Genomic DNA, 23,914 nt, shown 5'->3' on the forward strand with positions numbered 1-23,914 from the left:
GGGCGGACCCGCACTCCCGCAGTCTCGCTGGCGAAATCAGTTCTTCGCCTGATAGTCCTTCAGATTTTCCGGGGTGACGAGTTCGAAGGGAATGTAGACCTTCTTCTCGACAGCCTCTCCCTTGGCGAGCTTCAAGGCGGCGTCCACCGAACCCTTGCCCTGACCGGCGGCATTCTGGAACACGGTGACGTCGAGGTCGCCGGCTTCCATGGCTGCGAGCGCGTCCTGCGTGGCGTCGACACCGGCGACCACGTAGTCCTTCATGTCCTTGCCGGCGGCCTTGAGCGCCTGGATCGCGCCGATCGCCATTTCGTCGTTATTGGCGATGACGGCATTGAACTCGAGACCGGCGGACAGCCAGTTGGTCACGAGGTCGGCGCCCTGGGTGCGCGACCAGTTGGCGGTCTGTTCTTCGACGATCTCGATGCCCTTGCACTCGTCGGTGGCGACGACGTCATGGACGTCCTGGGTCCGCATGCGCGCGGCCTGGTTGGAGAGTTCGCCCATCATCAGCACGGCCTTGCCCTTGCCGCCGAGCAGACGGCAGACTTCCTTGGCTTCGAGCGTGCCGGAATCGGCTTCGTTGGAGGCAACGAAGGCCTGTTTCTCCGGCAGTTCGTTGACGTTGACCGGCTCGCGGTTGACGTAGACGAGCGCAACGCCGGCATCGGCGGCAATCTTCGACATCGCGGCGGTGGCGTCGGTATCGACCGGGTTGACGATGATGGCGTCGACGCCGGCGGCGATGAAGTTCTGGATCTGGCTCTGCTGCTTGGCAACGTCGTTCTGGGCGTCTTCGATCTGCAGGGTCACACCGTCGAGCGTCTTGGCATAGTCGGACATGCCGTTGCGCAGGACCGTCAGGAAGTTGTCGTCGAACAGCGCCATGGAGACGCCGATGGTTTCCGCGTGGGCGGCCGTGCCCATAAGGACGGACAGCGCAGCGCCAAGAATATACTTCTTCATTTCTTTCCTCCTCAGTGGTGCCCGGCGTCACCTTGTTCCTGCCGGAAGCCGGATTTTCCGGCCCTGTGCATTCGGCCCGCGCTCCCCACGCGATGTGCAAAACGGAATAAACAGACCGTGTTCGTCAAAATGCAGATAATTTATTCCATTTTTTCGGAGGGCCGTCAACGGGCGAATATGAGCCTGCGGCAAAGAATCCGGTGAATTGTGGAAAAGGGAACGACGGAGAGCAGGCGGAACTGGAATTCCTGTTCCATTTCTCACGGGGGTGAGACCCCGCGGGCAACGACCGCTTCACCCGTCATCGGCGGCTGTGGCGGCCGCGCGGGGTCGAATGCAGGCATCTTGCGCGCGACCTGGCGGAACAAAAAAGCCCCGCGATGAGGTCGCGGGGCTGCATCATTCGTCGGATCCGGCCGGAACTTGGGCTGCGGTCAGCCTTGATGAAGCGCCAGCAGCTCGGAATAGACGGAGAGATTGCTCGCCAGAACCGGATGCCCCTCCATCAGGGCTTCGCCCTCGGCCGGGAACGGCAGATAGTCGCCGCCGGCTTCTTTCACGAGGCAGTAGCCGGCCATGCAATCCCAGGCGCGCATATGGGGTTCGTAGTAGCCGACGAGGCGACCCGCGGCGACGTAAGCCAGCATCAGCGCGCCGGACCCGTTGCGGATGAAGTTGCCGCCGATGCCGAGCAGGCCCGCAATGATCTGGCCGACCCGTTCGGGAGCCACATAGGTGTTGCAACCGATTCCGGTCATCGCGTTCTGGATGGTGCGGGTGGGGTCGAGTGTAAGCGGCTTGCCGTTGAGGCTCGCTCCGCGACCCGCCGCCGCGGCATAGAGTTCACCGTCGCAAGGCACATGCACCACGCCGACCACCGGGACGCTGCCGCGAAGGACGGCGATCGAGACGCACCAGGTCGGCATCCCGTTGACGAAGGGCGCCGTCCCGTCGATCGGGTCGACCACCCACGTGAAACCGGAGGTTCCGTCGACGTGCCCGAACTCCTCGCCGAGGAAGCCGTCTTGCGGGAAGGCGGACGCCACCCGGTCGCGGATCAGCGTCTCGACGTTGCGGTCGGCGATCGAGACGACGTCCTGAAGATCGCGCTTCGTCTCGATCACGAGACTGCCGCGGTTCTCGAAATAGTCGAAGGCAAGCCTTCCGGCCTCCTCCGCAATCGACCGGGCCAGAGAAAACCGTTGATCGACATCGGTGTCTTGCATGCTCATGCTTCTTTCCTTCGGGTAGAGATGTCAGGCCGTGATCAGTGCAATGCCACGGTTCTTGAAAGCCACTGTGACGTCGGCGGCAAGAGCGAAGCTGCGCTCGACGGAATGATCGATGACGAAGAAGGCGCCGAAATCCGTTTCGACCTCGTATTCGATGTGGTCGCCGAGATAGGCTGAGTGCACGACTCGGCCCCTGAGCCCGGGTTCATCGCCGCCGCCGAGGCGGATCGCGCCCGGCCGCACCGCCAGCCTGGCGCTTCCGGGCTTCGCGTTGTGTCCCGGCAGGTGGTGTTCGAGACCGCCGACCTTCACGAGCGCTCGACCGGCATCGACGGAAAGAACCTCGCAGGAAACGACGTTCGCTTCACCCATGAAGTCCGCGATGAAGGGCGAGGCGGGCGCCTCGTAAAGTTCGCGCGGTGCGCCGGACTGTGCGATCACGCCGTCCTTCATGACGATGATCCGGTCGGACACGGCGAGCGCTTCGTCCTGGTCATGAGTCACATAGACCGCGGTAAAGCCCAGCCGTTGCTGAAGATCGCGGATATCGGTGCGCACCTTGCGGCGCAGGCGCGCGTCGAGGTTGGAAAGCGGCTCGTCGAGGAGCAGCACCTGCGGCTCCAGCACCAGTGCACGTGCGACGGCGACGCGCTGTTGCTGCCCACCGGAGAGTTCCGCGGGCAGGCGCCCGCCCATTCCGGCAAGGCCCACGAGTTCCAGCCCGTGCTCCGCCTTCTCCCGCGCGACCTTCTTGCCGAGACGGGAGGACTCGAGACCATAAGCGACGTTCTCGAGCGCGGTCATGTGCGGGAAGAGCGCATAGGATTGGAACACCATCGACACGTCGCGAGCATTCGCCGGCAGCATGGTGACGTCCTTGCCGCCGATCAGGATGCGTCCCGAGGTCGGGTGTTCGAGGCCGGCCAACATGCGCAAGGTCGTCGTCTTGCCGCAACCGGAGGGCCCGAGCAGGGTCACTAGCGTACCGGGCTCTATGGTGAGGGAAAGATCGGGAATTGCGGTGAAGGCGCCGAAACTCTTGCGAACATTCTCGAAGACGACGGAACCGGGCTCATGGCTGGTCATGCGGTTTTCTCCTGGCCGATGGCGACAGAGGGAGTGCGGGAGCTGCCGGCGACACGATTTTCGCGGCGCAGGCGACGCTCTCCTACGAGGAACTGGAAACCTGTGATGACGGCAAGCATCACGACGATCAGCATCGAGGAATAGGCGATGGCCACGCCATATTCGCCGTTCTCCACGAGGCCGACGATGTAGGACGTCGCCATGTTGTATTGGGCACTGACGAGGAAGATGACGGCGCTGATCGAGGTGATCGCCCGCACGAACGAATAGACGAGCGCGGCGTTGATCGCCGGCCTCATGAGCGGCAGGATCACCTTGCGGATGGTGCGGAAGCTGTCGGCTCTCAATGTCAGCGACGCCTCGTCGAGACTCTTGTCGAGCTGGCTCATCGCCGCGATCCCGCCGCGTACGCCGACCGGCATATTCCGGAAGACGAAGCACGCAATCAGGATTAGCGCGGTCCCAGTCATTTCGACCGGCGGTAGGTTGAAGGCCATGATGTAGCTGACGCCGATCACTGTGCCCGGAATGGCGAAGCTCATCATCAGCGCGAATTCGAAGAGGTTGCGGCCGGTGAATCTCTGCCGGACGATGATATAGGCGGTGAGCAGCCCGACAGCGGCGGTGAGCGGCGCCGAGACGAGCGCGATCTCCATCGTCGTCCAGAAGGAGTTCCACGCAACGCCGGTCCAGGCGATCGCTCCGTTTTCGAAGCCGACCGAGAAGGCCCGCGCGTAGTGGTCGAAGGTCAGCGAATTGTCGAGGCCCCAGGTCTTCACGAAACCGCCGAACAGGATCATCCCGTACACGACCACGGTAAAGATCATCCACGGGATCGCCACCGCATGCACGGCGATCGAGAGGCCGCGGGGCAGGGCGATGTGAACGCCGTTGTCGCCCTTGCCGGTCACTGTCGCGAAATTCTTGCCGGAGAGCCAGACGCGCTGCGCGACGAACGCGGAAAGCGTGAAGCAGAGAAGCACAATCGCGAGTACGGCGGCGCGGGACGGATCGTTCTGCGATCCGACGACCGCGAAGAATATCTCCGTCGACAGTACGCCATGGCTTCCCCCAGCACCAGCGGGTTGCCGAAATCGGCCATGCTTTCGATGAAGCCGATCAGGAAGGCATTGGCGAGGCCGGGCTTCATCAGCGGCAACGACACGCGGACGAACGTCCGCCAGCGGTCTGCGCGCAGGGTCTGCGAGGCCTCCTCCATCGAGGGGCTCACACCTTCGACGACGCCGATCAGCACCAGGAAGGAGATTGGCGTGAACGAGAGAACCTGTGCGATCCAGATGCCGGTCAGACCGTAAAGCCACCGGCCGGGCTCGAGACCCAACAGGTCGGATATCGCTTCGGTAACGACGCCGGCACGCCCGAAGAGCAGCGTCAGGGCAAGGCCTATGACGAAAGGCGGCGTGATGATCGGCAGGACGGTCAGCAGCCTCAGCCCCTTCTTGTAAGGAAAGCGCGTGCGTGTCGACAGAAGCGCGAATGCGAGCCCGAGCAGGGTCGAGCCGAGCGCCGTCATGATCGCGAGAGTGAGGGTGCGCCAGGCGACACCGCAACGCTCGCCGCCAGACACGCAACCGAGGCTCCAGATGCCCGGGTCCTGAGCGTTGCGAATGAAATTGTCCGGATTGAAGGAGCCATCGAAATCCTGCACCGCGCCGACGAACATGCTGCCGATCGGATAGAAGACGAAGACCGTCACCAGAAAGATGAGCATGGAAATCGAGCCGACGATGAAGGCGTCGCCCTTCATCGCACCTTGCTCGGCAAGGCCGAAGGCGACAAGAAGCACGAAGACCATCGACATCAGGACGGCGCCGGCCCCCATGGACGGCTGGCCGTCGGCAAGCATGCCGAACAGCTGCTCGCTGATCGTCCAGGTCCAGCCCGTGAAGCCGATCGCAAGGCCCTGAAGCGAGAGGAACAGGAGCCCGAGAGATCCGGCGAGAACCAGGCCGCGGCCACGCCGCGCCGGATCGCGCAGGGTTCGGGCGAGGCCTGCGAGCGCGAGGAACAACACCGCGCCGGCGAGCCAGATCTTGCCGTGGCTCGTTATCTGCAGCAGCCCCGGTGCGGTATCTGCCGTGGCAGGGAAGTCGGCGATCCAGCCGAAGCCGAAGAACCCGCCCTCGATCCGGTACCAGGGCACGAGCGTCAGTGCCGCCGCCCCCAGCGCAAGGACGATGTCCAGTTTGCGATTGCCATTCATCACGGCGAACCTCGCTCTCGTCACGTTTGAAAATCTCTGAGAATGGGCCGCACCCCGGCTTGTCGCCCGGGTGCGGCGGTCATTGCCTCGTCAGTTGGCGATCGCGCCGATCTCGCGATCCCAGCGCTCCAGCAGCGCCTTGCGCTTGGCCGAGTCGCCGTAGGTCTTGAAGTCGTAGTCGATGAGCTTGATGTTCTCGAACTTCGGCGCCTGTTCCGGTACTTCGGCCGTCTTGTTGGACGGGAGCTGGAAGGACTTCGCGTCCTTCATGCGCGACTGCACTTCGGGCGAGAGCGCCCAGTCATACCAGACCTTGGCATTGTCGAGATTGCGGGCGCCCTTGACGATCGACATCGAGCCGATCTCGTAGCCGGTGCCTTCACAGGGAGCCGCAACCTTCACGGGGAAGCCTTCCACCGCCTGGGCGACGGCGTCATGCATGAAGACGATGCCGAGGCCGGTCTCGCCGCGTGCGGCCGCCTTGACCGGCGCCGAGCCGGACTTGGTGTATTGCGAGACGTTGGCATTGAGCTTCTTCAGGTAGTCGAAGGCCTGGTCCTCACCCATGATCTGCACAAGGGTCGCAAGTGCGGTATAGGCGGTGCCGGAGGAGTTCGGATTGGCGATCTGGATCTCGCCCTTCAGCTCCGGCGCGAGCAGATCGGCCCAGCAGGCCGGTTCCTTGTAGCCCTTCGTCTTGAAGATTTCGGAATTGTAGCCCCAGCCGAGGGCGCCGGCATAGACGCCGACGGTCCGGTAGCCCGAGCTTTCCGCCTGCTTCTGCGCCCAGTCCTGCAACTGGTCGAGCGCCGGGGACTTGTATTCGAGCGTCAGGTCCTCGGATGCCGCCTGCAGGTGCGGGTCACCAGTGCCGGCCCACCAGATGTCGGTCTTCGGATTGCGGGCTTCGGCGCGGATCTTGGCATAGGTTTCGCCCGACGACAGGCGGACCATGTTCACCTTGATGTCGTGGCTCTTTTCGAAGTCGCCCTTCATCTGTTCGCAGATGACGACATCGGCCGAGCAGATGAGATTGAGTTCGCCCGCGGCGCGGGCCTCGACGGCACCGAGTGCGGTGCCGGCGAAGAGCAGGATCGAGAGGGATTTCAGTCGCATGGCTTTCCTCCTGTTGCGTTGCGTCTGACATTTGTTCGGGACCGAGCCGTGGTCGTTGCGGGCACGGCCGGGCCCTTCGGTGCCGCGCTGCCGCGGTCCGTTACGTGGAATCTAGTTCGGTTCTGGAACTCTGCGGGCCGTCAGCGGACGGCGAGTATGTCCGTGTCGAAGCGTCTCAATAATCGACTTCGCTCTTCCGGCGAGCCGAACGTGGCGAAGTCGTAGTCCACCATCTTGATCATCGAGATGTCGGGTGCCGTCGCCGGCAGCGCCGCCTTCGCATTCGACGGAACCTGGTTCTGCCCGGCCGCGATCCCCGTCGCCTGACCCTCGGGACTGAGGGCGAAATCGACGAAGGCACGTGCCGCGTCAAGGTTGTGGGCGCCCTTGACGATACTGACGGCGCCGATCTCGTAGCCCGTTCCCTCGCAGGGCGCGACGATTACCAGGGGAAAGCCTGCCTCCTTCTGCGTCACCGCGTCATGCATGAAGGATATCCCGATCAGGGTTTCGCCCCGGGCGGCAGCCTTGACCGGATCCGCACCGGCCTTCGTGTAATCGCCGATGTTGCGGTCGAGGATCTCCATGAACCGGAATGCCTCCTCTTCGCCGAAGAGCTGCACGAAGGTCGCAAGGGTCGTGAACGCCGTTCCCGAGGAGTTGGGATTGCCCGCAAGGATAAGGCCGCGATAGGCGGAATTGGCGAGATCGCGCCAGCAGGTCGGCGCCGGCACCTTGTGTCGGGCAAGAAGCTCGGAATTGTAGGCAAAGCCCAACGCCCCGGCATAGACGCCCGCCGACCGGCCGCCGGACATCGCGTAGAAGTTCTGCGCCCACGGAAGGAGATCCCGTTCCTCCGACGACGTGTATCCGAGAAGAAGGTCTTCGGACGCGGCCTGCAGATGCGTGTCACCTGTGCCGCCCCACCAGACGTCCACCGTCGGCTGGTCGCGTTCGGCGCGGATCTGGTCGAGGATTTCGCCCGTGCTCTTTCGCACCATCGTGATGTCGGCGCCGGTCTTCGCCTGGAAGGCAGCCTTCATCACCGAACACCAGCTCTCGTCGACGCCGCAGAGGACGTTGAGGGATGCCGCCGTTGCGCCCGGCTGCGTCGAGCCGAGCCAGACGGCCACTCCCAGACTGATGACGACGACTGTTCGCACCTTGACGCTCCTCCCTCGGAACCTCCCCGTTCCGATCCTGCGAGACAACATGGCAGATCCCGCGCAAGCTGCAATTTAAGAATGGTTACCGATATTTCGCCGCAGTGCCGAAGGGCGTTGCAGGCGTTACAAAAGTTACAAATGTGACGAACGGCCATAACCAGCGAGCCTTTGAACATTGCGCTCCGTCTGCCTATGATGGCGGGGGAGGACTGACGCATGTTGAAGGAGAAGGTGAGGATTCTGATCGTCGAGGACGATCCGGATATGGCGGAGCTCATCTCCGATCTCGTCGAGACCGAAGGTTGGCAGCCGGTCACCGCAGGCTCGGCGGAGGAGGCGGCCGGGCTGCTGGAGCATGAGACCGTCCATCTGGTTCTGGTCGATCACAATCTTCCGGGCACCTCCGGTCGCGCCTTCGCCCAGCGCCTTCGCGCGCAGACCAGCGTGGGCATCGTCATGGTCACAGCCGCGGGAAGTGCGACCGACCGCGTACTCGGGCTCGAAACCGCCGCGGACGATTACGTCGTCAAGCCGTTCGAACCGATCGAACTCACTGCCCGCATCAAGGCGGTGCTTCGACGGACCGTCCCTTCGCTGAAACAGGAAAGGGAAGGTGAGCGCGAGCAGCAACCCTCATCGTCGCTCCGCCTCGGCGACTGGGCCGTCGATCTCAAGGGCCGCCACGCGGTTTGCCTCGTCGACCGCAGCCGCACACTGACGACGGCGGAATTTGCGCTGCTCGAGATCTTGGCGGAGCGTCCGAACGTGCCGGTGAGCCGCGCCCAGATCCTCGATCGCCTCGGGGCGGAAAGCGATCGCTACATCGACCGCAATGTCGATGTTCTGATCCTGCGGCTGCGGCGCAAGATCGAGCGCAACCCGGATTTGCCGCGGCATATCCAGACACGCCGGGGCAAGGGCTACGTCCTCCACACCGACGATGCCGAGCCGGTGCTGTGATCAGTCGTCCGTTCCTTTCCTCCATCGCATTCCGACTGCCCTTTGCCATTCTCTTCATCTGCTTTCTGGCGCTCAGCCTGGCGGTTACGGCGATCTACGGTCTTCAGAAGGCACGCGACGAGATGGCGGCCTATGGGCTCCAGGCCTTTTCCGGTCTTGCCAAGGCCTCGCTGGTCTCACGGCAAGTATCCGACCTCGTGTCCAGCGCCCCCTTCCTCATGAATGCGACATCGCCGTATCGCGTCTCCAGTGAAAGCCGTGCTGTGGTGATCCAGGTCGACAATCTGTTGAAGACCATAGAGAGCCAGTCGCGCGAGAACGCGCAGAAGAGCTTTGCGAGCCGGGAGGTTCTGATGCTCCTGCAGACGATCCGCACGCAAACCGTGCATCTGGTGGACGATGCCGAGGCTGCCCAGAGGCACAAGGCGGATGCGGCGGCGGCACTCGGCGAAATCGCCACCGGGCAGATCATCGTCGATACCGGTCTGCGGCGGCGCCTCAACGGGATCGTTCAGGCGGCATCGAATTCTGACAGCCTCTTCCAGCTCGGGGAACTGCTGCGCCGCTACGTCGCGGAAACCTCAGCACCGTCGGTCGTCGTTGCGGAGGCGGACCTTGAACCCTACAAGCGCGTATTCGACGCGCAGACACGCTACCTGCTCGAAATGTTCGCGATCCGGGGAGCCGTAACCCGTCTCCATTCCGTCTCCCGCCAGCTCTCGCATGCGACGGAAACCCAAAGCGAGGTAATAACCCGCAGCCTCAACGAGGATCTCGCCACGACGTCGGCGGCGCTGAGCCGTCTGCTGGTGATCGTTGCCGTGGCCTCGCTCCTGGTTCTCGTCGTCGCGGTGGTTTCGATACGCTCCGTCATGCGCGTCTCGCGCGGCATCGTCGCGCTCTCGAACGGCATGAACGCCCTCGCCAAGGGTGAAAGCAATGTCGCGCTGCCTGCCTATGATGGCTCCGAGACGGAACTGGTGCGGCTGCTGGTCGCCTTCTCGGCGTTCAAGGAAAGCGTCGACCGCGTGTCGCGGCTGCGACGAACGGCTGAGGCGGCCGCCCGCACCATACGCTCGACCTTTCGCACCATGAACGAAGGCATCGCGCTCTTTGATGCCGCCGGTCGCCCCATCACCATGAACCGCCGCGTGATCGAGCTCGTCGGACAGTCGGGCTCCGCGCGCAAGCTTCCCTTGCGCCGGTTTGTCGAACAGATCCCGGAGATCGACCCGGCCCTGTTGCCACAGGCGGACGAGGCGGGGCGGCTTGCCGAGCGCGCCGTGCTGCGCCATCGCTCGGACAGCGGACGTATCATCGAGATATCACTGTCCCGACAGCCGGACGGCGGCATCGTGCTTCTCGCGCGCGACGTGACCGAAACAGATCGCCAGGAGGCGGAAGCCGCCAAGGCCCAGCGCCTCGACGGGATCATGCGCATGACCCATCAGGTGAGCCACGAAGTCGGCAACATGATCGGCATCATAACCGGCAGTCTCGGGCTCCTGGAACGGGATCAGGGGTTCAACGATCGTCAGAAACGTCACATCGCCCGTATCCGGAAGGCGGCCGACCGCGGCCGGGCCCTCGCCGCGAGCATGCTGTCGGTGGGCAGCCAGCATCCGATCAGCCCGAGCACGGTCGACCTTTCTGCCCTTCTGCGCGGCATGGCCGACATTCTGGAGATCGCCGTCGGCCCGAAATGTCATATCCGGCTCGATCTCGCGAGCGATCTTCCGACGATCGACGTCGACGCTGCGCTCTTCGAGCAGTCGGTTCTCAACCTCTGCCTGAATGCCGCTGCAGCGATGCCGGATGGCGGTACTATCGAGGTCGGGGCGAGGGCGGATGGTAACGTCGTTTCGGTGTCCGTGAAGGACAGCGGTGTCGGCATGTCGCCAGAAGCCGTCGACAAGGCCTTCGAACCGTATTTCACCACCCGAAGCGAAGACGGCGGAGCGGGCCTCGGGCTTGCGATGGTCTACGGCTTCGTCCGGCAGAGCGGTGGAGACGCAAAGATCGAGTCCAGGGCTGGAGTGGGAACCACCGTGACGCTGGAGCTTCACCCGAGTTCGAGTGTCGTCGTGCCGTAGATGCCGCCCATCGCAAGCCTCGGCGCCGGCCCCCGGTACATTCGCTTGGTCGCGAACCCTTCCGAAAAGCCGAGCGCCCAGAGGTGTTCGGCGAACGCTTCCTGGCCGACAGGGACGTCGATATGAAGCGTGCCGCTGCCCGAAGCCGCGGCGCAGGCTGCGAGAAGGGCCTTTGCATCTTGGAGGCCGTCAGCGAAGAGCGGCCCGATCTTGAAGCCCTCGTGACACTCCCGGACGACGGCATAGCCGTACACGTTTCCGTTGCGCAGTACCGCGCGGGCGTGACGTGGCTGAGCCAGCCATGCTCGCAAGAAGTCGTCCCGTTCGGCCGGAAAGTGAGGGCGGTCATAGGCGAGGATCTGGGGAACAAGCTCCGGTGTCACGGTGACGATATGGGCTCCTGGTTGCGGGTGCGCGGGGCGCCCGCTCCAGCGCAGCGTGTCGTAGGCCGCGACGAAGCCCATGCGGGCGTAGTTCGCCTGCTGCGCCGGGACGCCGTCGAGCCCGATCGTGCGCGCCCCAAGCCGGGCCATGCCAGCGTCCCAGACCAGCTTGCCGTAGCCCCTGCCGCGATGCTCCGGACGGCAGATATAGAGGCCGATGAAGCCGAAGCCCTCTCCGTAGGCGACGGCGGAAATGCCGGCGACTAGCTCGGCGTCGAGGAAGCAGCCGAGGAAGCCTTCAGGGTCAGCCGTCTGGAATGCCGCAGCGTCGGCAAGCCCGGGGTTCCAGCCTTCGTCTCTTGCCCAGACGACGAGGCGCTCGACCCCGGCACCGTCGAGAACGCGGATTTCCGGTTTCGGCTGGTCCATCACACCCCCATGGTTGACGGCGCGAAGGCCTCCATCGCCCCGTCATATCGCTTGTCGACCGGCCGAGCATAAGCGCTTCGCTTGGCCGTGGACAAGCCCATGGCCACCAGCGCTTCCGCCTGCTTGATGGCGGACGCGACACCGTCGACCACGGGTACGGCGAATTCGCGCCGGAGATCGAGGCAGAGATCGGCCATGCCGGCGCAGCCGAGCACGATCGCCTCCGCCCGATCCTCCTTCAGCGCCGCTGCGATTTCGCTGCGCAGCCGGTCGCGGGCGTTCGATTGCGGGTCTTCGAGCGAGAGCACGGGAATGTCAGCGGCGCGCACCCTGCATCGCCCCGCCATGCCGTAGCGGTGGACGAGCGCCTCGACCGGCAGGCGTGACCGTTCCATGGTCGTGACGACGGAGAAGCGCTGGGCGATGAAGGAGGTCGCGGCGAGTGCCGCTTCGCAGATGCCGATGACCGGGATTGCGGCAAGCGCGCGCGCCGCGTCGAGTCCGGTGTCGTCGAAACAGGCGATGATCGCGGCAGCGGCGCCCTCTCTCTCCGCCCGGGCGATTTCGAGCAGGAGTCCCGGTACCGCGAGCGCCTCGTCGTAGTAGCCCTCGATCGAGGTCGGCCCCATCGAAGAGGTGACCGCGTCAATGACGGTCGAGGGATTGGCGACGCGACGGGCGGCATCGCCGATGGTCGCGGTCATGCTGGCGGTCGTGTTCGGATTGATGACGGCGATGCGCATGAGCGGGCAAACCTCAACCGTCGCGACGACGGCGATTGATGAAGGAGATCAGCGCCAGCGTCCCGCCGATCACGAGGAAGGAGAAGAGCGTGGTCACCGTGCCGAGCGCATAGAGAACAGGCGTGGTGACGTTGGTGGTCATGCCGTAGATCTCGAGCGGCAGCGTGTTGTAGGTGCCGGACGTCATTAGCGACCGGGCGAACTCGTCATAGGAGAGGCTGAAGCCGAAGAGGCCGATGCCGACGAGGGAGGGCGCGATCATCGGCAGCACGACGTGGCGGAAGGTCTGCCAGGCGCTCGCCCCGAGGTCGCGGGCGGCCTCCTCGTAAGCGGGCGAGAAGCGGTTGAAGACGGCGAACATGATCAGCACGCCGAAGGGAAGTGTCCAGGTGAGGTGCGCGCCGAAGGCCGACGAGTACCAGGCCGGCTGCAATCCGAGCTGGCTGAAGAGCACGCCGATCCCGAGCGAGATGATGATCGAAGGGACGACGAGGCTTGCGACGGAAAGATAAAAGAGCGCCGAGGCGCCGACGAAGCGGCGGCGAAAGGCGAGCCCCGCAAGCAGCGAGACGAGGACGGTGACCACCATTACCATCAGGCCGAGCGCGAAGGAGCGGCGGAAGGAACCGCCGAAATCTCCGACCGCCTGCTGTTCGAAGAGATTGGCGAACCAGTGCAGCGACACGCCGCTCAGCGGGAAGGTCAGGCCGCCGTTCGGCCCCTGGAAGGAGAGGATGAGGATCGCCGAGAGCGGACCGTAGAGGAACAGCACGAAGAGGGCGAAGAAGATGGCGAGGACGTTGAATTCGCGCGAACGCTTTTCCCGGTACATGTCAGAGCTCCCTGCGGATGTCGACGACGCGCAGGATCGCTGCGACCATCAGGAGGACGAGGACGAGCAGCACGACCGCATTCGCCGCCGCTGCCGGATATTGCAGCAGCGACATCTGGTTCTTCATCATCAGCGCGACCGAGGCACTCTGGCCGCCGGACATCACCTGGACGGTCGAGAAATCGGCCATCACCAGCGTGACGACGAAGATCGTGCCGATCGCCATGCCGGGTTTTGCAAGCGGGATCACGACGTTCGCCAGCGTCTGCCAGCCGGAGGCACCGGCGTCCCGTGCCGCTTCGAGAAGGGAGCGGTCGATACGCATCATGGTGTTGAAGATCGGCGTCACCATGAACAGCGTATAGAGATGGACCATGGCGAGCACGACGGCGAAATCGGAATAGAGGAGCCATTCCACCGGCTCCGTGACGATGCCCGAGGAAACAAGCGCGCTGTTGATCAGCCCGTTGCGCCCGAGGACTGGTATCCACGAGATCATGCGGATGATGTTCGAGGTGAGGAACGGCACCGTGCAGACGAGGAAGAGCACGGTCTGCATCGCGGCGCTGCGAACGTGGAATGCGAGGAAATAGGCGACCCAGAAACCGATGAAGAGGGTGATCGCCCAGACGATCGCCGCAAACTTGATCGTGTTGAGATAGGTCTTCCAGGTGACCCAGGAGCCGAGCGTCTCGGAATAGTTGAAGGTGACGAAATCCGGATACATCTGGGCGAAGTCGTAGTCCCAGAAGGACACGGTCGCGATCATCAGGATCGGCAGGAGCAGGAAACAACCGAGGATCAGCGCTAGCGGCGTCGCCTGCAGATAGGAGACAAGCCCGAGCGGGACGCGGATCACGCGTTTCGGCTTCGGTTCGCCGACGCCGAGAAATCGGACTGTGGTCATGATTGTCTCACCCTTCGATTGGTCGCAATAAATGCCCCTCATCCCCCTGCCGGGACCTTCTCCCCGCAAGCGGGGAGAAGGGGGAAACACCTCCCCCTTGAGGGGGGAGGTCGCGGCGTAGCCGCGGGTGGGGTGACCCATTGGCAACGATCACCCCACCCCGGCGCTATGCGCCGACCCTCCCCCTCAAGAGGAGGGTGGACAATCAAGCCGCGATGAACTCGTTCCAGCGGCGGACCATGTAGCGGTCCTCGTCCATGACCGAGTTCCAGCAGGCGACCTTGCCCATGCGTTCCTCGAAGGAACCGCCGTCGCGCACGGCACCGGCTTTTTCCATCACCTTGCCTTCAGGAGACATGATGTCGCCTGCGGCCGGCTTGCCCTCGATCCAGTAGCCCCATTCGTCGGCGGACATGAATTCCTTCGCCGTCTCCATGCAGGCGGAATAGTAGCCCTGCCGGTTGAGGTAGCCGCCGACCCAGCCGGACGTGTACCAGTTGATGTATTCATAGGCCGCGTCGAGCTGCGCGCCGGAAAGGTGCGAGGCGAGGCCGAGACCGCCGCCCCACGAACGGTAGCCTTCTTTCAGCGGCTGGTACTTGCAGGCGATGCCCTTGGAACGCACGGCGGCGACCGCCGGAGACCACATGGACTGGATGACGACCTCGCCGGAGGCCATCAGGTTCACGCTCTCGTCGAACGACTTCCAGAAGGCGCGGAACTGGCCGGCCTGCTTGGCCTCGATCAGGAAATCGATCGTCTTGTCGATCTCTTCCTTGGTCATGTTGCCCTTGTCGGCGTACTTGATCTTGCCCATGGCCTCCATGATCATCGCCGCATCCATGATGCCGATCGACGGAATGTTGAGGATCGAGGTCTTGCCCTTGTAGGCCGGGTCCATGATGTCGGCCCAACTGGAGATCTCGCGGCCGACGAGGTCCGGACGGATGCCGAGCGTATCGGCATTGTAGATCGTCGGCATCATCGTGAAGAATTCGGTCTCGCCCTTGGCAAAGGTCTTGGCGTCCTTGCTTTCGACATAGCCGACGGTGTGCGGCGCGGTCCCTTGCGCGATCACACTGTCGGGCAGGAGCTTGCCGGTTTTGAAGAGCGGCACGACCTTGTCGTAATACTTGAGCTTCTTCGTCTCCATTGGCTGGATCACGCCGGTCGGGTAGACCTTCTTCAGGATCCAGTATTCGATGTCGGCGATGTCGTAGGAATTCGGCTGGGTGACGGCACGCTGGGCGGCTGCGTCGCTGTCGGTCGCCGTCATCTCGAGCGTGATGCCGAGATCGGCCTTGCACTTCTCGGCGATGGCATTGATGTTCGACACGCCCGTGCCGAACTGGCGCAGCGTGATCGGGTTCTGTGCCCAGATGGTCGGGAAGCCGGTGATCGCGCCGGAGCCGGCGGCGAGACCGGCCGCGGCGGAGGCGGTCTTGAGCAGGTTGCGGCGGGTGATGCCCGTCTTCTCGGTATTGGTCTCGGTCATGCGCAGTTCTCCTCTGGTTTTTCTTGGTTGCTCAGGGATTGCGGTGTTGCGGGCGGCCGAGGACGATCGCGTCGCTCTGGCTCCAGGAGAGCGGCAGGGCCTCTCCGATTTTCGGTTCGCGGGCAAAGAAGTCGGTATCGCGCGCAACGACGGTGAATTCGTCGAGGCCGGCCCCCGTGATCGAAAGCCGTACGGTTGCGCCGAGATATTCGATGTTGCCGACGATCCCCTGGAAGCCGTAGCCTTCCGCGATCGGATCGCCGAGGCGGACACGGTCGGTGCGGACCGCAATGTCCGCCAGCGCGCCGATTTCCGCCGCCGGTCCATTTGCCCGGAAACGGCCCCCGTTCGGCACCTCGATGACCGGCCCCGCGGCGTCGGAGGCGGCGACGCGGCCGGAGATCACGTTGTGGTCGCCCATGAATCGGGCAACGAAGGCGGTCGCCGGCGCCTCGAAGACGGTGCGCGGCGCAGCCGCCTGTTCGATCCTGCCGTCGTTCATCACCACGATGAGATCGGCGAGCGCCATCGCTTCTTCCTGGCTGTGGGTGACATGGACGAAGGTGATGCCGAGTGAGGTCTGGAGCTTCTTCAGTTCCGCGCGCATCCGGACCTTGAGGAAGGGATCGAGCGCCGAAAGCGGTTCGTCGAGAAGCAACACCGCCGGATCGGTGATCAGGGCGCGGGCGAGCGCCACGCGTTGTTGCTGGCCGCCGGAAAGCTGCGCCGACCGTCGCGTCGCATAGGGTTCTAGCTGCATGAGCGCCAGCATCTCGAGCGCCTTGGCGCGGCGCGCCTCACGCCCCATCCCCTTCATCTTGAGGCTGAAGGCGACGTTGTCGACGAGATCGAGATGGGGAAAGAGGGCGTAAGACTGGAACATCATCGCCGTCCCGCGCCGGGCGGGCGGCAGGTCGGTCACCATCGTGGACCCGAGCAGGATGTCGCCGCTGGTGACCGTCTCGTGGCCGGCGATCATCCTGAGCGTCGAGGTCTTGCCGCAGCCCGAGGGGCCGAGGAGGCAACAATACGTGCCGGCGCGGATCTTCAGGCTGACGGCATCCACGGCCGTCGTGGTGCCGTAGATCTTGGTGATCGATGCGATGTCTATGTCTGCGGCTTTGCTCATGCGCGCCCTCTCCAGGTCCGCAAAAGAGCATGCATCGCCCGTGCCAGTTCTTGTCTGGCTGCTTCAACTAATTGAAAAGGAAAGGCTATTGCGCTTCGATTGTCGTGCATGGAGCCGCGTCCGGCCTGCTGTGCACAGATTCTGGACGGCTGATGGCGATCTTATGGGCAGATTGTACACAATCTCCCAGCATCTTTGCATTCATCGCCACATCGGCTAGTCTGCGCGAAATGCGAAGCGGGACACAGGCCATGGATGTAACGGAAAAGGCGGGCGCGATCGAGAGCTTGCAGGACGACCGGTCTGCAGCGATCCGCGAGTCGCTGAGGAGCGCGATCGTCGACCGGCGCCTCGCCCCCGGCACCAAGCTGACCGAGAGCGAAGTCGGTGCACTGTTCGACGCGAGCCGGACGGTGGCGCGGGCCGCGCTGCAGATGCTCGCATTCGAGGGGCTTGTGAGGATGGAGCGCAACCGCGGCGCCTTCGTCTCCAGCCCGTCACCGGAAGAGGCCCGTCAGGTCTTCGCGTCGCGCCGGCTGATCGAACCGGGAATCGCGATCGCTGCCGCTGACCGCATCACGGCGGCCGAAGTCGCGGCCTTCCGGCGCCATCTCGACGAAGAGGCGGCGCACATGAACGAGCGTGGTCCCGCCGCACGCCGCGCCGAGATCAAGGCCTCCGGTGACTTTCACCTGATGGTGGCCTCCATCTCCGGCAACCAGGTTCTCAAGCGCTTCATGGAAGAACTGATCGCACGGTCATCGCTGGCGATCGCACTCTACGGCCGCACCGGCGTTTCGAGCTGCGGCAACAACGAGCACGCTGACATCCTCGATGCCCTGGAACAGCGCGATGGGAACAGGGCGGCGCATCTGATGCTGCATCACATCGACCACATCGAGGCCGATCTCGATTTCCGCGCGGCGGAGGGTCTTGCGCTGCGCGACGCGCTCGGCATCTGAATCAGGGGAGGGTTCGGTCCCGACCTTCATTTCTTCGGAATGATGCTGATCCCGCCGCTCGCCTCGAGGATTGCGAAGCGGATCTGGTCGAGGCTGGTGAGACCCTGCCGGCGGCCGGCGGCAAGCAGGTCTTCCTCGTCCAGGCGTGCCCAGCGGAGCGCGCTCGTATCCACTTCGCCCTCGCGGACGAGAACCGTTGGTGTGCCGTCGACCATGACCGCAAGCGTCGGCAGCCATTTCTTGACGTAGGAGAGCGCGATATCGATGCCGAACAGGGTGAGGATGAGGATCGCGGCATTTGCGATGGAGAAATCGTCTCCCAGCATCGCTTGCTGCGTGGTCTCGGCGATGATCAGCAGCAGCACGAAATCGAAAGCCGTCATCTGTGCGATCGTTCGCCGTCCGGAGAAGCGGATGGCGATGAGCAGCACGAAGTAGATGGCAAAGCCGCGGATGACCGAATCCATGCTCGCTCCTATGGCCAGACGAAGGTCTCGGCCGAGACGGACTTGCCGTTGAGGCCGAGCGGATAGGCAACCTGCCCCGGATGAAGCGGTCTCAGGTTGATCGACACCAGGAGCGGCTTCGTCGCCGATGAACCGAAATGATAGACCGTCGAAGACTGCCCCGGATCGGTGCGGGCAGGGGGAGGCTGCATGGTTTCGATTTGGAACTTCGAAAAGAATGCCGCTGCGAGCGTCAGGTTCTGGTCGCTCGACGGTGCGAGCGTGATGCGGATCTCGTCAGGCGCCTCCCACCGCGAGAATCGGGGCACATCGGCAACGGAGCGGTCGGCCACCAGCGTCGATCGCGAAAGCGGACCGCCGGACCCGCTCAGGCCGAGGCCGACCGCCACGAGGATGAGCGCGAAGAATATCCATGCAACCCGCTCGAGGCGCCAGAACTTCGCCTGAAAGGCGCGATGCTCCTTCAACTGGAGGCTCTCCCGGTCGTTGGTCATTTCTATTCGTTCCTTCTTGTCGCGCCGTAAACGCGCAATCCGGGCCAGGCGTTCCGGCCGGAGCGGGGAACCCTTCTTCGTTCCAGATGTTGTCGCGGTGAGGAGACACGCAAATGCAGGGTCTGATTCCCTTCGTCCTCGTCAATCTTGCAACCGGCTTCCTGATCGGCGTCGCTGTGGGTGTGTTCGTCGTCCTGCGGGCAGGTCTCATGCCCGGCGGCGACTTCACAAGCGACCCGCTCGGCGCAGTTCTGCTGCTTTACGCCTTCGGAGCACCGTTCAGCCTCGGTTACCTTTCGACGGCGCTCTACTTCGACGACCGCAATTGACGTGACGGGAACAAAACATAGGCCGGCGGATTGAGGTGCGGTATCCATCCGCGCAAGGGGACTTTCATGGACAATCGCAGCGCCGGCCTCGAGATCGTCGCCGGCTATGGCCACGCTCTCGGCGCGACCTCCGACGGCGAGGGGACGAACTTCGCGCTCTTCTCGTCCCATGCGGAGAAGGTGGAGCTCTGCCTTTTCGACGAGACCGGCCAGATGGAGGTCGCCCGACTGGCCCTCCCGGAATATACCAACGAAGTCTGGCACGGCTATGTGCCGGGCGTGAAGCCGGGCGCGCTCTACGGCTATCGGGTTCATGGGCCGTACGATCCGGAGAACGGTCACCGGTTCAATCCGAACAAGCTGCTCGTCGATCCCTATGCCCGCGAGCTCGTGGGTGAGATCAAGCCTTCGAAGGCGAATTTCGGTTATGAGATCGATAGTCCCGAAAAGGACCTCTCCTTCAGTACGCTCGACAATGCCGCCTATGTCCCGAAATGCCGGATTCTCGGCGCCAGCCGGCCGAGCGACAAGGAACGCATGGACTTCCGGGTGCCGTGGGCGCAAACCATCGTTTACGAGACCCACGTTCGCGGCTTCACCAAACTCAACCCTGCGGTTCCGGAGGATCTGCGGGGCACGTTCGAAGGCCTCGGTCATCCGGCTTCGGTGGACTACATCCGCAGCCTCGGCGTGACCTCCGTCGAGCTCATGCCGATCCAGGCCTTCTTCGACGACAACCACCTGCTCGACAAGGGGCTGCGCAACTACTGGGGCTATAATACGATCGCCTTCTTCGCACCGGCTGCGCGCTATTTCGGGCCCCGGGGTGCAGTCGGCTTGAAGGCTATGATCCGGGCCTTTCACGACGCCGGCATCGAGGTCATTCTCGACGTTGTTTACAACCACACGGCGGAAGGCAACGAACTCGGTCCGACGCTCTCGATGAAGGGTATCGACAATTTCGCCTATTACCGCACCATGGCGGACACGCACCGCTACTACGTCAACGACACCGGAACCGGCAATACGGTGAATACATCCCACCCGCGGGTGCTGCAGATGGTGATGGATTCGCTTCGCTATTGGGCGGAGGAATTCGAGGTCGACGGTTTCCGTTTCGACCTCGGCACGATCCTCGGGCGCGAACCGCAGGGCTTCGACCGGCGCGGCGGCTTCTTCGACGCCGTCACCCAGGACCCGGTGCTCGCGACCAGAAAGTTGATCGGTGAGCCGTGGGACATCGGGCCGGGCGGCTACCAGGTGGGCGGCTTTCCGCCGGGCTGGGCGGAATGGAACGACAAGTATCGCGATTCCTGCCGCGACTACTGGCTCGATGCGGACAATTGCGCCCCCGACTTTGCGGCGCGTCTCCTCGGCTCCGGCGATATCTTCGACTTTTCCGGGCGGCGCCCGTGGACGAGCGTCAATTTCATTACCGCCCATGACGGCTTCACGCTCAACGATCTGGTGTCCTACGACCACAAGCACAACGAGGCCAATCAGGAAGGCAACAACGACGGCCACAATCACAACCGGAGCCACGGCTACGGCGCGGAGGGTCCGACCGACGACCCGGCGATCAATGCGGTCCGTGAGCGGCAGCGGCGGAACTTCCTCGCCACGCTGTTCTTCTCCCACGGCACGCCGATGCTGGTGGCCGGCGATGAATTCGGCCGCTCCCAGATGGGCAACAACAACGCCTATTGCCAGGACAACGAAGTCAGCTGGCTGCACTGGGAGAACCTGCCGGAAGGCTGTCACCAGCTGCGCGAGTTTGCCCGCAAGGTGATCGCGCTTCGCCGCGCCCAGCCGCTCCTGCGGCGGTCGAACTGGCGCGATGGCACGCTGATCGACTGGTTCAACCACAAGGGCGGTCCGCAGCGTCCCGAGCACTGGCTCGGCGGCAACGCCCTGACCCTTCGGCTGCACCGGTCCGACCTCCAACAGCAGGCAGGTGTCTGGAGCGATATTCTGCTGATCTTCAATCCGGAGAACCGCGACCTTCAATGCCGGTTGCCGAAGACCGGTGGTGCGGGGTGGGTGCTCGAACTCACGACGAGTGACGGTCAGACCGGAGAGACCACGAAGGAAGGGCAGACGCGGGTGATCCCCGCCCGGTCGATGGCGCTGTTTCGTCGCCCCTGAGCCATTCGGCTTCATCTCTCGGGCCTCCCGAGGCGGAACAAAGATCGGCCGCGGATGTTCGGGTCCGCAACCATCTTGCGCAGGAGGCCACCCATGACCGTGACGGCAAGCCGCGTCCGCGAAAGGACCGCTCCGGAGATCAATCGCAGGATCGACGACGAACTGCGCGAGCGGATACGCTTCTTCGCCAACATGCCGCAGTATATCGACGCGCGCCTCAGGACCCTCGACGAGGAATGGGATGTCGAACGGGTGCTCGAAGCGAACGCGGCGACGTTCTCCCTTCTCGGGCTTGCCCTCGGCTCGCGGGTGGACAGGCGGTTCTACGGGTTCTCGGCGCTGGTCGCAGCATTCCTCCTTCAGCATGCGGTCCAGGGCTGGTGCCCGCCGCTCCCGGTCCTGCGGAGGCTCGGCTTCCGGACGACGGCCGAGATCGAGCGGGAGCGCTATGCCCTCAAGGCGCTGCGCGGCGACTTTGTCATGTCGGGCAGCATGAAACGTGACCTCTCGACGATCCTGCGGGCGGTCGGGCTCGAATGACCCCGCGGATGATCGCCGGGCCTCGGTGGAGCCGGTGGCCTACGAAACCCTTCCCCGCGCCGCGAGAAAGTCGAGGAGGGCGCGCACCCGCGAGGGAAGCGGCCCGCCCTGGCCGATGTGGATGGCGTGGAACGCCTCCCGGTCGCCGGGATTGATATTCTCCAGCACCGGCACCAAATGGCCCTGCGCGATGTCCTCTCGGACCGTGAAGCTCGCAAGCCGCGCCAGGCCGTTCCCCTCCAGCGCGAGCCGGCGCAATGCCTCGCCGTCGCTCGCCTGTAGGCGGCCGACCGCCGGAATGACGACGGTCTCGCCGTCCTTCAGCATAGGCCAGCCGTCGACCGCCCGAACATAGCCGAAGCCGAGCCGGCTGTGCCGGTCGAGATCCTCGATCGTCTCAGGCGTGCCGAAGCGTGCAAGATAGGCGGGTGACGCTACGACGGCCATCCTCGTTTCGCCGAGCTTGCGGGCAACGAGGCTGGAATTGCGCATCGGGCCGGCCCGCACCGCGACGTCGGTCCGTTCGGCAAGCAGATCCACGATCATGTCGGTCTGCACCAGATCGAGTGTGATTTCGGGATAGCGTTCGAGGAAATCGGGAAGGATTGGCGCCAGAATGTGGGTTGCATACGATGCGCTGGTGTTGAGCCGGATGCGGCCGACAGGCTGCTCGCCGGCACCGGCGGCGCGCTCGGCGTCCTCGATGTCGGCGAGGATGCGTGTCGCCCGCTCGTAGAAGGCGCAGCCCTCCGGGGTGAGCTGGAAGGCGCGGGTCGAACGATTGACGAGCCGATTGCCGAGCCGCGTCTCGAGCCGGGTGACAAGCTTGCTGACCGCCGACGGCGTCATGCGGCAGGCTCGTGCCGCCGCCGAGAAGCCGCCTTGCTCGACGATCCTGACGAATACTTCCATTTCGCCGGAACGATTGACTTCCGTTCGTGCCATTGGTCTTTCAATTCATAAATGATGTGCCAATCAGCATACTATCGCATCTCTCCCGTGAGATCTATCTCCTGTACCGGGCGTCACCATCACAGGAGAAATCATGCCGCTCGCTCTCTATGCACTGACGGCCGGTGCTTTCGGCATCGGCGTCACCGAATTCGTCATCATGGGACTGCTGCTCGACGTAAGCGCCGACTTCGGCGTGTCGATCGCCGCGGCCGGCCTGCTCATTTCCGGCTATGCCCTCGGCGTCGTCGTCGGCGCCCCGGTTCTGACCGCGCTGACCGCACGCTGGCCGCGCAAGATGGTCCTTATGGCACTGATGGCGGTCTTCATTGCCGGCAATGCCGCCTGCGCCTTCGCCCCCGACTACAACATTCTCATGGCCGCCCGCGTGCTCACGGCCCTTGCCCACGGCACCTTCTTCGGCGTGGGTTCGGTGGTCGCGACCGGGCTGGTTTCCGAGGATCGAAAGGCCTCGGCGATCGCCGTCATGTTCACCGGCCTGACCGCCGCCAATATCCTCGGCGTGCCGCTCGGCACCTGGATCGGCCAGCACTTTGGCTGGCGCGCGACGTTCCTCGCCGTCACGCTCGTCGGACTTGTCGCACTGATGATTATCGCGGTTCTCGTGCCGCGCGACGAGCGTCCGGCCGACGCCGGCGACTGGCGGAGCGATCTCGCGGCAATTCTCCGCGTCTCCGTGCTCCTCGGGCTCGTCACCACGGTCCTCGGCTATGCCGGTGTCTTTGCAGTATTCACCTACATAGCCCCGATGCTGACCCGGATCTCCGGCTTTGGGGCCGCGGCCGTGTCGCCGATCCTGCTGGTCTTCGGCGGCGGACTGGTGATCGGCAATCTGGTCGGCGGACGTCTCGCAGACCGCAACCTTCTCGCGACCGTCTTCGGGACGCTTGTCGTGCTCGCCCTGGTGCTCGCCCTGATATTCGTGGGTTTCGGTTCGCCCGTCACGGCCGTCGTCCTGGCAGGCGCACTGGGAGCCGCCGGCTTCGCGACCGTCGCGCCGCTGCAGATGTGGGTCCTGTCGCGGGCGGATGGCGCGGGCCAGAGCCTCGCCTCCTCCTTCAACATCGCTGCCTTCAACCTCGGCAACGCCATCGGCGCTTGGGCCGGCGGCGTGGTTATCGATCATGGGCCCGGTCTCGCCTTCGTGCCGCTCGCCGCCGCACTCTTCCCCGCGGCCGCGGTCGTCGTCGCGCTCACCGCCGCCGCGATCGACCAGCGCTCCGTTTCCGCCGTCTGACTTTTCT

The 23,914-nt window shown here is 64.1% G+C and carries 21 protein-coding genes and 1 pseudogene; 7 read left to right on the plus strand and 15 right to left on the minus strand.

All coding sequences use genetic code 11. The features are described 5' to 3' along the window. Nucleotides 1-36: 36 nt before the first annotated feature. The 6 genes and pseudogenes from H4I97_RS23010 to H4I97_RS23035 all read right to left on the minus strand — a co-directional run bounded on the left by H4I97_RS23010 (nt 37) and on the right by H4I97_RS23035 (nt 7,757). Nucleotides 37-966 carry a sugar ABC transporter substrate-binding protein gene (locus H4I97_RS23010; RefSeq protein WP_182308013.1) on the minus strand — a complete coding sequence of 310 codons (930 nt, stop codon included), beginning with the start codon at nt 964-966 and terminating at the stop codon, nt 37-39. Between the two features lie 434 nt (nt 967-1,400). Beyond that, nucleotides 1,401-2,198: an inositol monophosphatase family protein gene (locus tag H4I97_RS23015; protein WP_182308014.1), complete on the minus strand. Its 798-nt coding sequence runs from the start codon at nt 2,196-2,198 to the stop codon at nt 1,401-1,403. Between the two features lie 24 nt (nt 2,199-2,222). Then, nucleotides 2,223-3,284 (minus strand): ABC transporter ATP-binding protein, encoded by a 1,062-nt coding sequence (locus tag H4I97_RS23020; RefSeq protein WP_182308015.1) that lies wholly within the window; start codon nt 3,282-3,284, stop codon nt 2,223-2,225. After that, nucleotides 3,281-5,511: pseudogene (locus tag H4I97_RS23025) on the minus strand (ABC transporter permease). Before H4I97_RS23025 ends, H4I97_RS23020 begins: the two are co-directional and overlap by 4 nt. Before the next feature lie 87 nt (nt 5,512-5,598). Then, nucleotides 5,599-6,624, minus strand: a complete 1,026-nt coding sequence (locus H4I97_RS23030; RefSeq protein WP_182308016.1) for an ABC transporter substrate-binding protein — start codon at nt 6,622-6,624, stop codon at nt 5,599-5,601. Between the two features lie 140 nt (nt 6,625-6,764). Further along, nucleotides 6,765-7,757, minus strand: a complete 993-nt coding sequence (locus H4I97_RS23035; RefSeq protein ID WP_378144415.1) for an ABC transporter substrate-binding protein — start codon at nt 7,755-7,757, stop codon at nt 6,765-6,767. A gap of 249 nt (nt 7,758-8,006) precedes the next feature. Here H4I97_RS23035 and H4I97_RS23040 point away from each other — a divergent pair, with 249 nt between their 5' ends. Both H4I97_RS23040 and H4I97_RS23045 read left to right on the plus strand, forming a co-directional pair. Further along, nucleotides 8,007-8,750, plus strand: coding sequence for a response regulator transcription factor (locus H4I97_RS23040; protein ID WP_182308018.1), 744 nt, complete (start codon nt 8,007-8,009; stop codon nt 8,748-8,750). Next, on the plus strand, nt 8,747-10,843 hold the full coding sequence (locus H4I97_RS23045) for an ATP-binding protein (RefSeq protein WP_182308019.1): 2,097 nt from the start codon (nt 8,747-8,749) through the stop codon (nt 10,841-10,843). Before H4I97_RS23040 ends, H4I97_RS23045 begins: the two co-directional genes overlap by 4 nt. Here H4I97_RS23045 and H4I97_RS23050 read toward each other — a convergent pair. The 6 genes from H4I97_RS23050 to H4I97_RS23075 all read right to left on the minus strand — a co-directional run bounded on the left by H4I97_RS23050 (nt 10,813) and on the right by H4I97_RS23075 (nt 16,761). Then, nucleotides 10,813-11,655, minus strand: coding sequence for a GNAT family N-acetyltransferase (locus H4I97_RS23050; RefSeq protein ID WP_182308020.1), 843 nt, complete (start codon nt 11,653-11,655; stop codon nt 10,813-10,815). The genes H4I97_RS23045 and H4I97_RS23050 overlap by 31 nt on opposite strands. Then, nucleotides 11,655-12,398 carry an aspartate/glutamate racemase family protein gene (locus tag H4I97_RS23055; protein WP_182308021.1) on the minus strand — a complete coding sequence of 248 codons (744 nt, stop codon included), beginning with the start codon at nt 12,396-12,398 and terminating at the stop codon, nt 11,655-11,657. Before H4I97_RS23055 ends, H4I97_RS23050 begins: the two co-directional genes overlap by 1 nt. A 13-nt stretch (nt 12,399-12,411) precedes the next feature. Next, complete coding sequence (locus H4I97_RS23060; protein WP_182308022.1) at nt 12,412-13,230, minus strand: ABC transporter permease; 819 nt, start codon at nt 13,228-13,230, stop codon at nt 12,412-12,414. Nucleotide 13,231: 1 nt separating this feature from the next. Then, the gene (locus tag H4I97_RS23065) at nt 13,232-14,137 is read right to left on the minus strand and encodes an ABC transporter permease (RefSeq protein ID WP_182308023.1); all 906 of its coding nucleotides are present in this window, start codon (nt 14,135-14,137) and stop codon (nt 13,232-13,234) included. Between the two features lie 205 nt (nt 14,138-14,342). Then, a complete protein-coding gene (locus tag H4I97_RS23070; RefSeq protein ID WP_182308024.1) occupies nt 14,343-15,632 on the minus strand; it encodes an ABC transporter substrate-binding protein in 1,290 nt (429 codons plus the stop codon). A 31-nt stretch (nt 15,633-15,663) separates the two neighbouring features. Beyond that, nucleotides 15,664-16,761 (minus strand): ABC transporter ATP-binding protein, encoded by a 1,098-nt coding sequence (locus H4I97_RS23075; protein WP_182308025.1) that lies wholly within the window; start codon nt 16,759-16,761, stop codon nt 15,664-15,666. Between the two features lie 251 nt (nt 16,762-17,012). Here H4I97_RS23075 and H4I97_RS23080 point away from each other — a divergent pair, with 251 nt between their 5' ends. Further along, nucleotides 17,013-17,723, plus strand: coding sequence for a GntR family transcriptional regulator (locus H4I97_RS23080; RefSeq protein ID WP_182308026.1), 711 nt, complete (start codon nt 17,013-17,015; stop codon nt 17,721-17,723). A 26-nt stretch (nt 17,724-17,749) separates the two neighbouring features. On the opposite strand, the gene H4I97_RS23085 is transcribed toward H4I97_RS23080, so the two are convergent. Beyond that, nucleotides 17,750-18,190, minus strand: coding sequence for a DUF421 domain-containing protein (locus tag H4I97_RS23085; protein WP_182308027.1), 441 nt, complete (start codon nt 18,188-18,190; stop codon nt 17,750-17,752). A gap of 8 nt (nt 18,191-18,198) precedes the next feature. Further along, a complete protein-coding gene (locus tag H4I97_RS23090) occupies nt 18,199-18,684 on the minus strand; it encodes a hypothetical protein (protein ID WP_182308028.1) in 486 nt (161 codons plus the stop codon). 113 nt (nt 18,685-18,797) lie between these two features. Between H4I97_RS23090 and H4I97_RS23095 the strand changes: the two genes are divergently transcribed. The 3 genes from H4I97_RS23095 to H4I97_RS23105 all read left to right on the plus strand — a co-directional run bounded on the left by H4I97_RS23095 (nt 18,798) and on the right by H4I97_RS23105 (nt 21,698). Beyond that, nucleotides 18,798-19,013 (plus strand): hypothetical protein, encoded by a 216-nt coding sequence (locus H4I97_RS23095; protein ID WP_182308029.1) that lies wholly within the window; start codon nt 18,798-18,800, stop codon nt 19,011-19,013. A 66-nt stretch (nt 19,014-19,079) separates the two neighbouring features. Next, complete coding sequence (gene glgX / locus H4I97_RS23100; protein ID WP_182308030.1) at nt 19,080-21,158, plus strand: glycogen debranching protein GlgX; 2,079 nt, start codon at nt 19,080-19,082, stop codon at nt 21,156-21,158. 93 nt (nt 21,159-21,251) lie between these two features. Continuing rightward, nucleotides 21,252-21,698: a hypothetical protein gene (locus H4I97_RS23105; protein ID WP_182308031.1), complete on the plus strand. Its 447-nt coding sequence runs from the start codon at nt 21,252-21,254 to the stop codon at nt 21,696-21,698. A gap of 39 nt (nt 21,699-21,737) precedes the next feature. Here H4I97_RS23105 and H4I97_RS23110 read toward each other — a convergent pair whose 3' ends face one another. Next, nucleotides 21,738-22,643 carry a LysR family transcriptional regulator gene (locus tag H4I97_RS23110; protein WP_182308032.1) on the minus strand — a complete coding sequence of 302 codons (906 nt, stop codon included), beginning with the start codon at nt 22,641-22,643 and terminating at the stop codon, nt 21,738-21,740. Between the two features lie 100 nt (nt 22,644-22,743). Between H4I97_RS23110 and H4I97_RS23115 the strand changes: the two genes are divergently transcribed. After that, on the plus strand, nt 22,744-23,907 hold the full coding sequence (locus tag H4I97_RS23115) for an MFS transporter (RefSeq protein ID WP_182308033.1): 1,164 nt from the start codon (nt 22,744-22,746) through the stop codon (nt 23,905-23,907). The last annotated feature ends 7 nt before the right edge of the window (nt 23,908-23,914 follow it).

It is taken from the genome of Ciceribacter thiooxidans, assembly GCF_014126615.1.
GTDB classification, from domain to species: domain Bacteria; phylum Pseudomonadota; class Alphaproteobacteria; order Rhizobiales; family Rhizobiaceae; genus Allorhizobium; species Allorhizobium thiooxidans.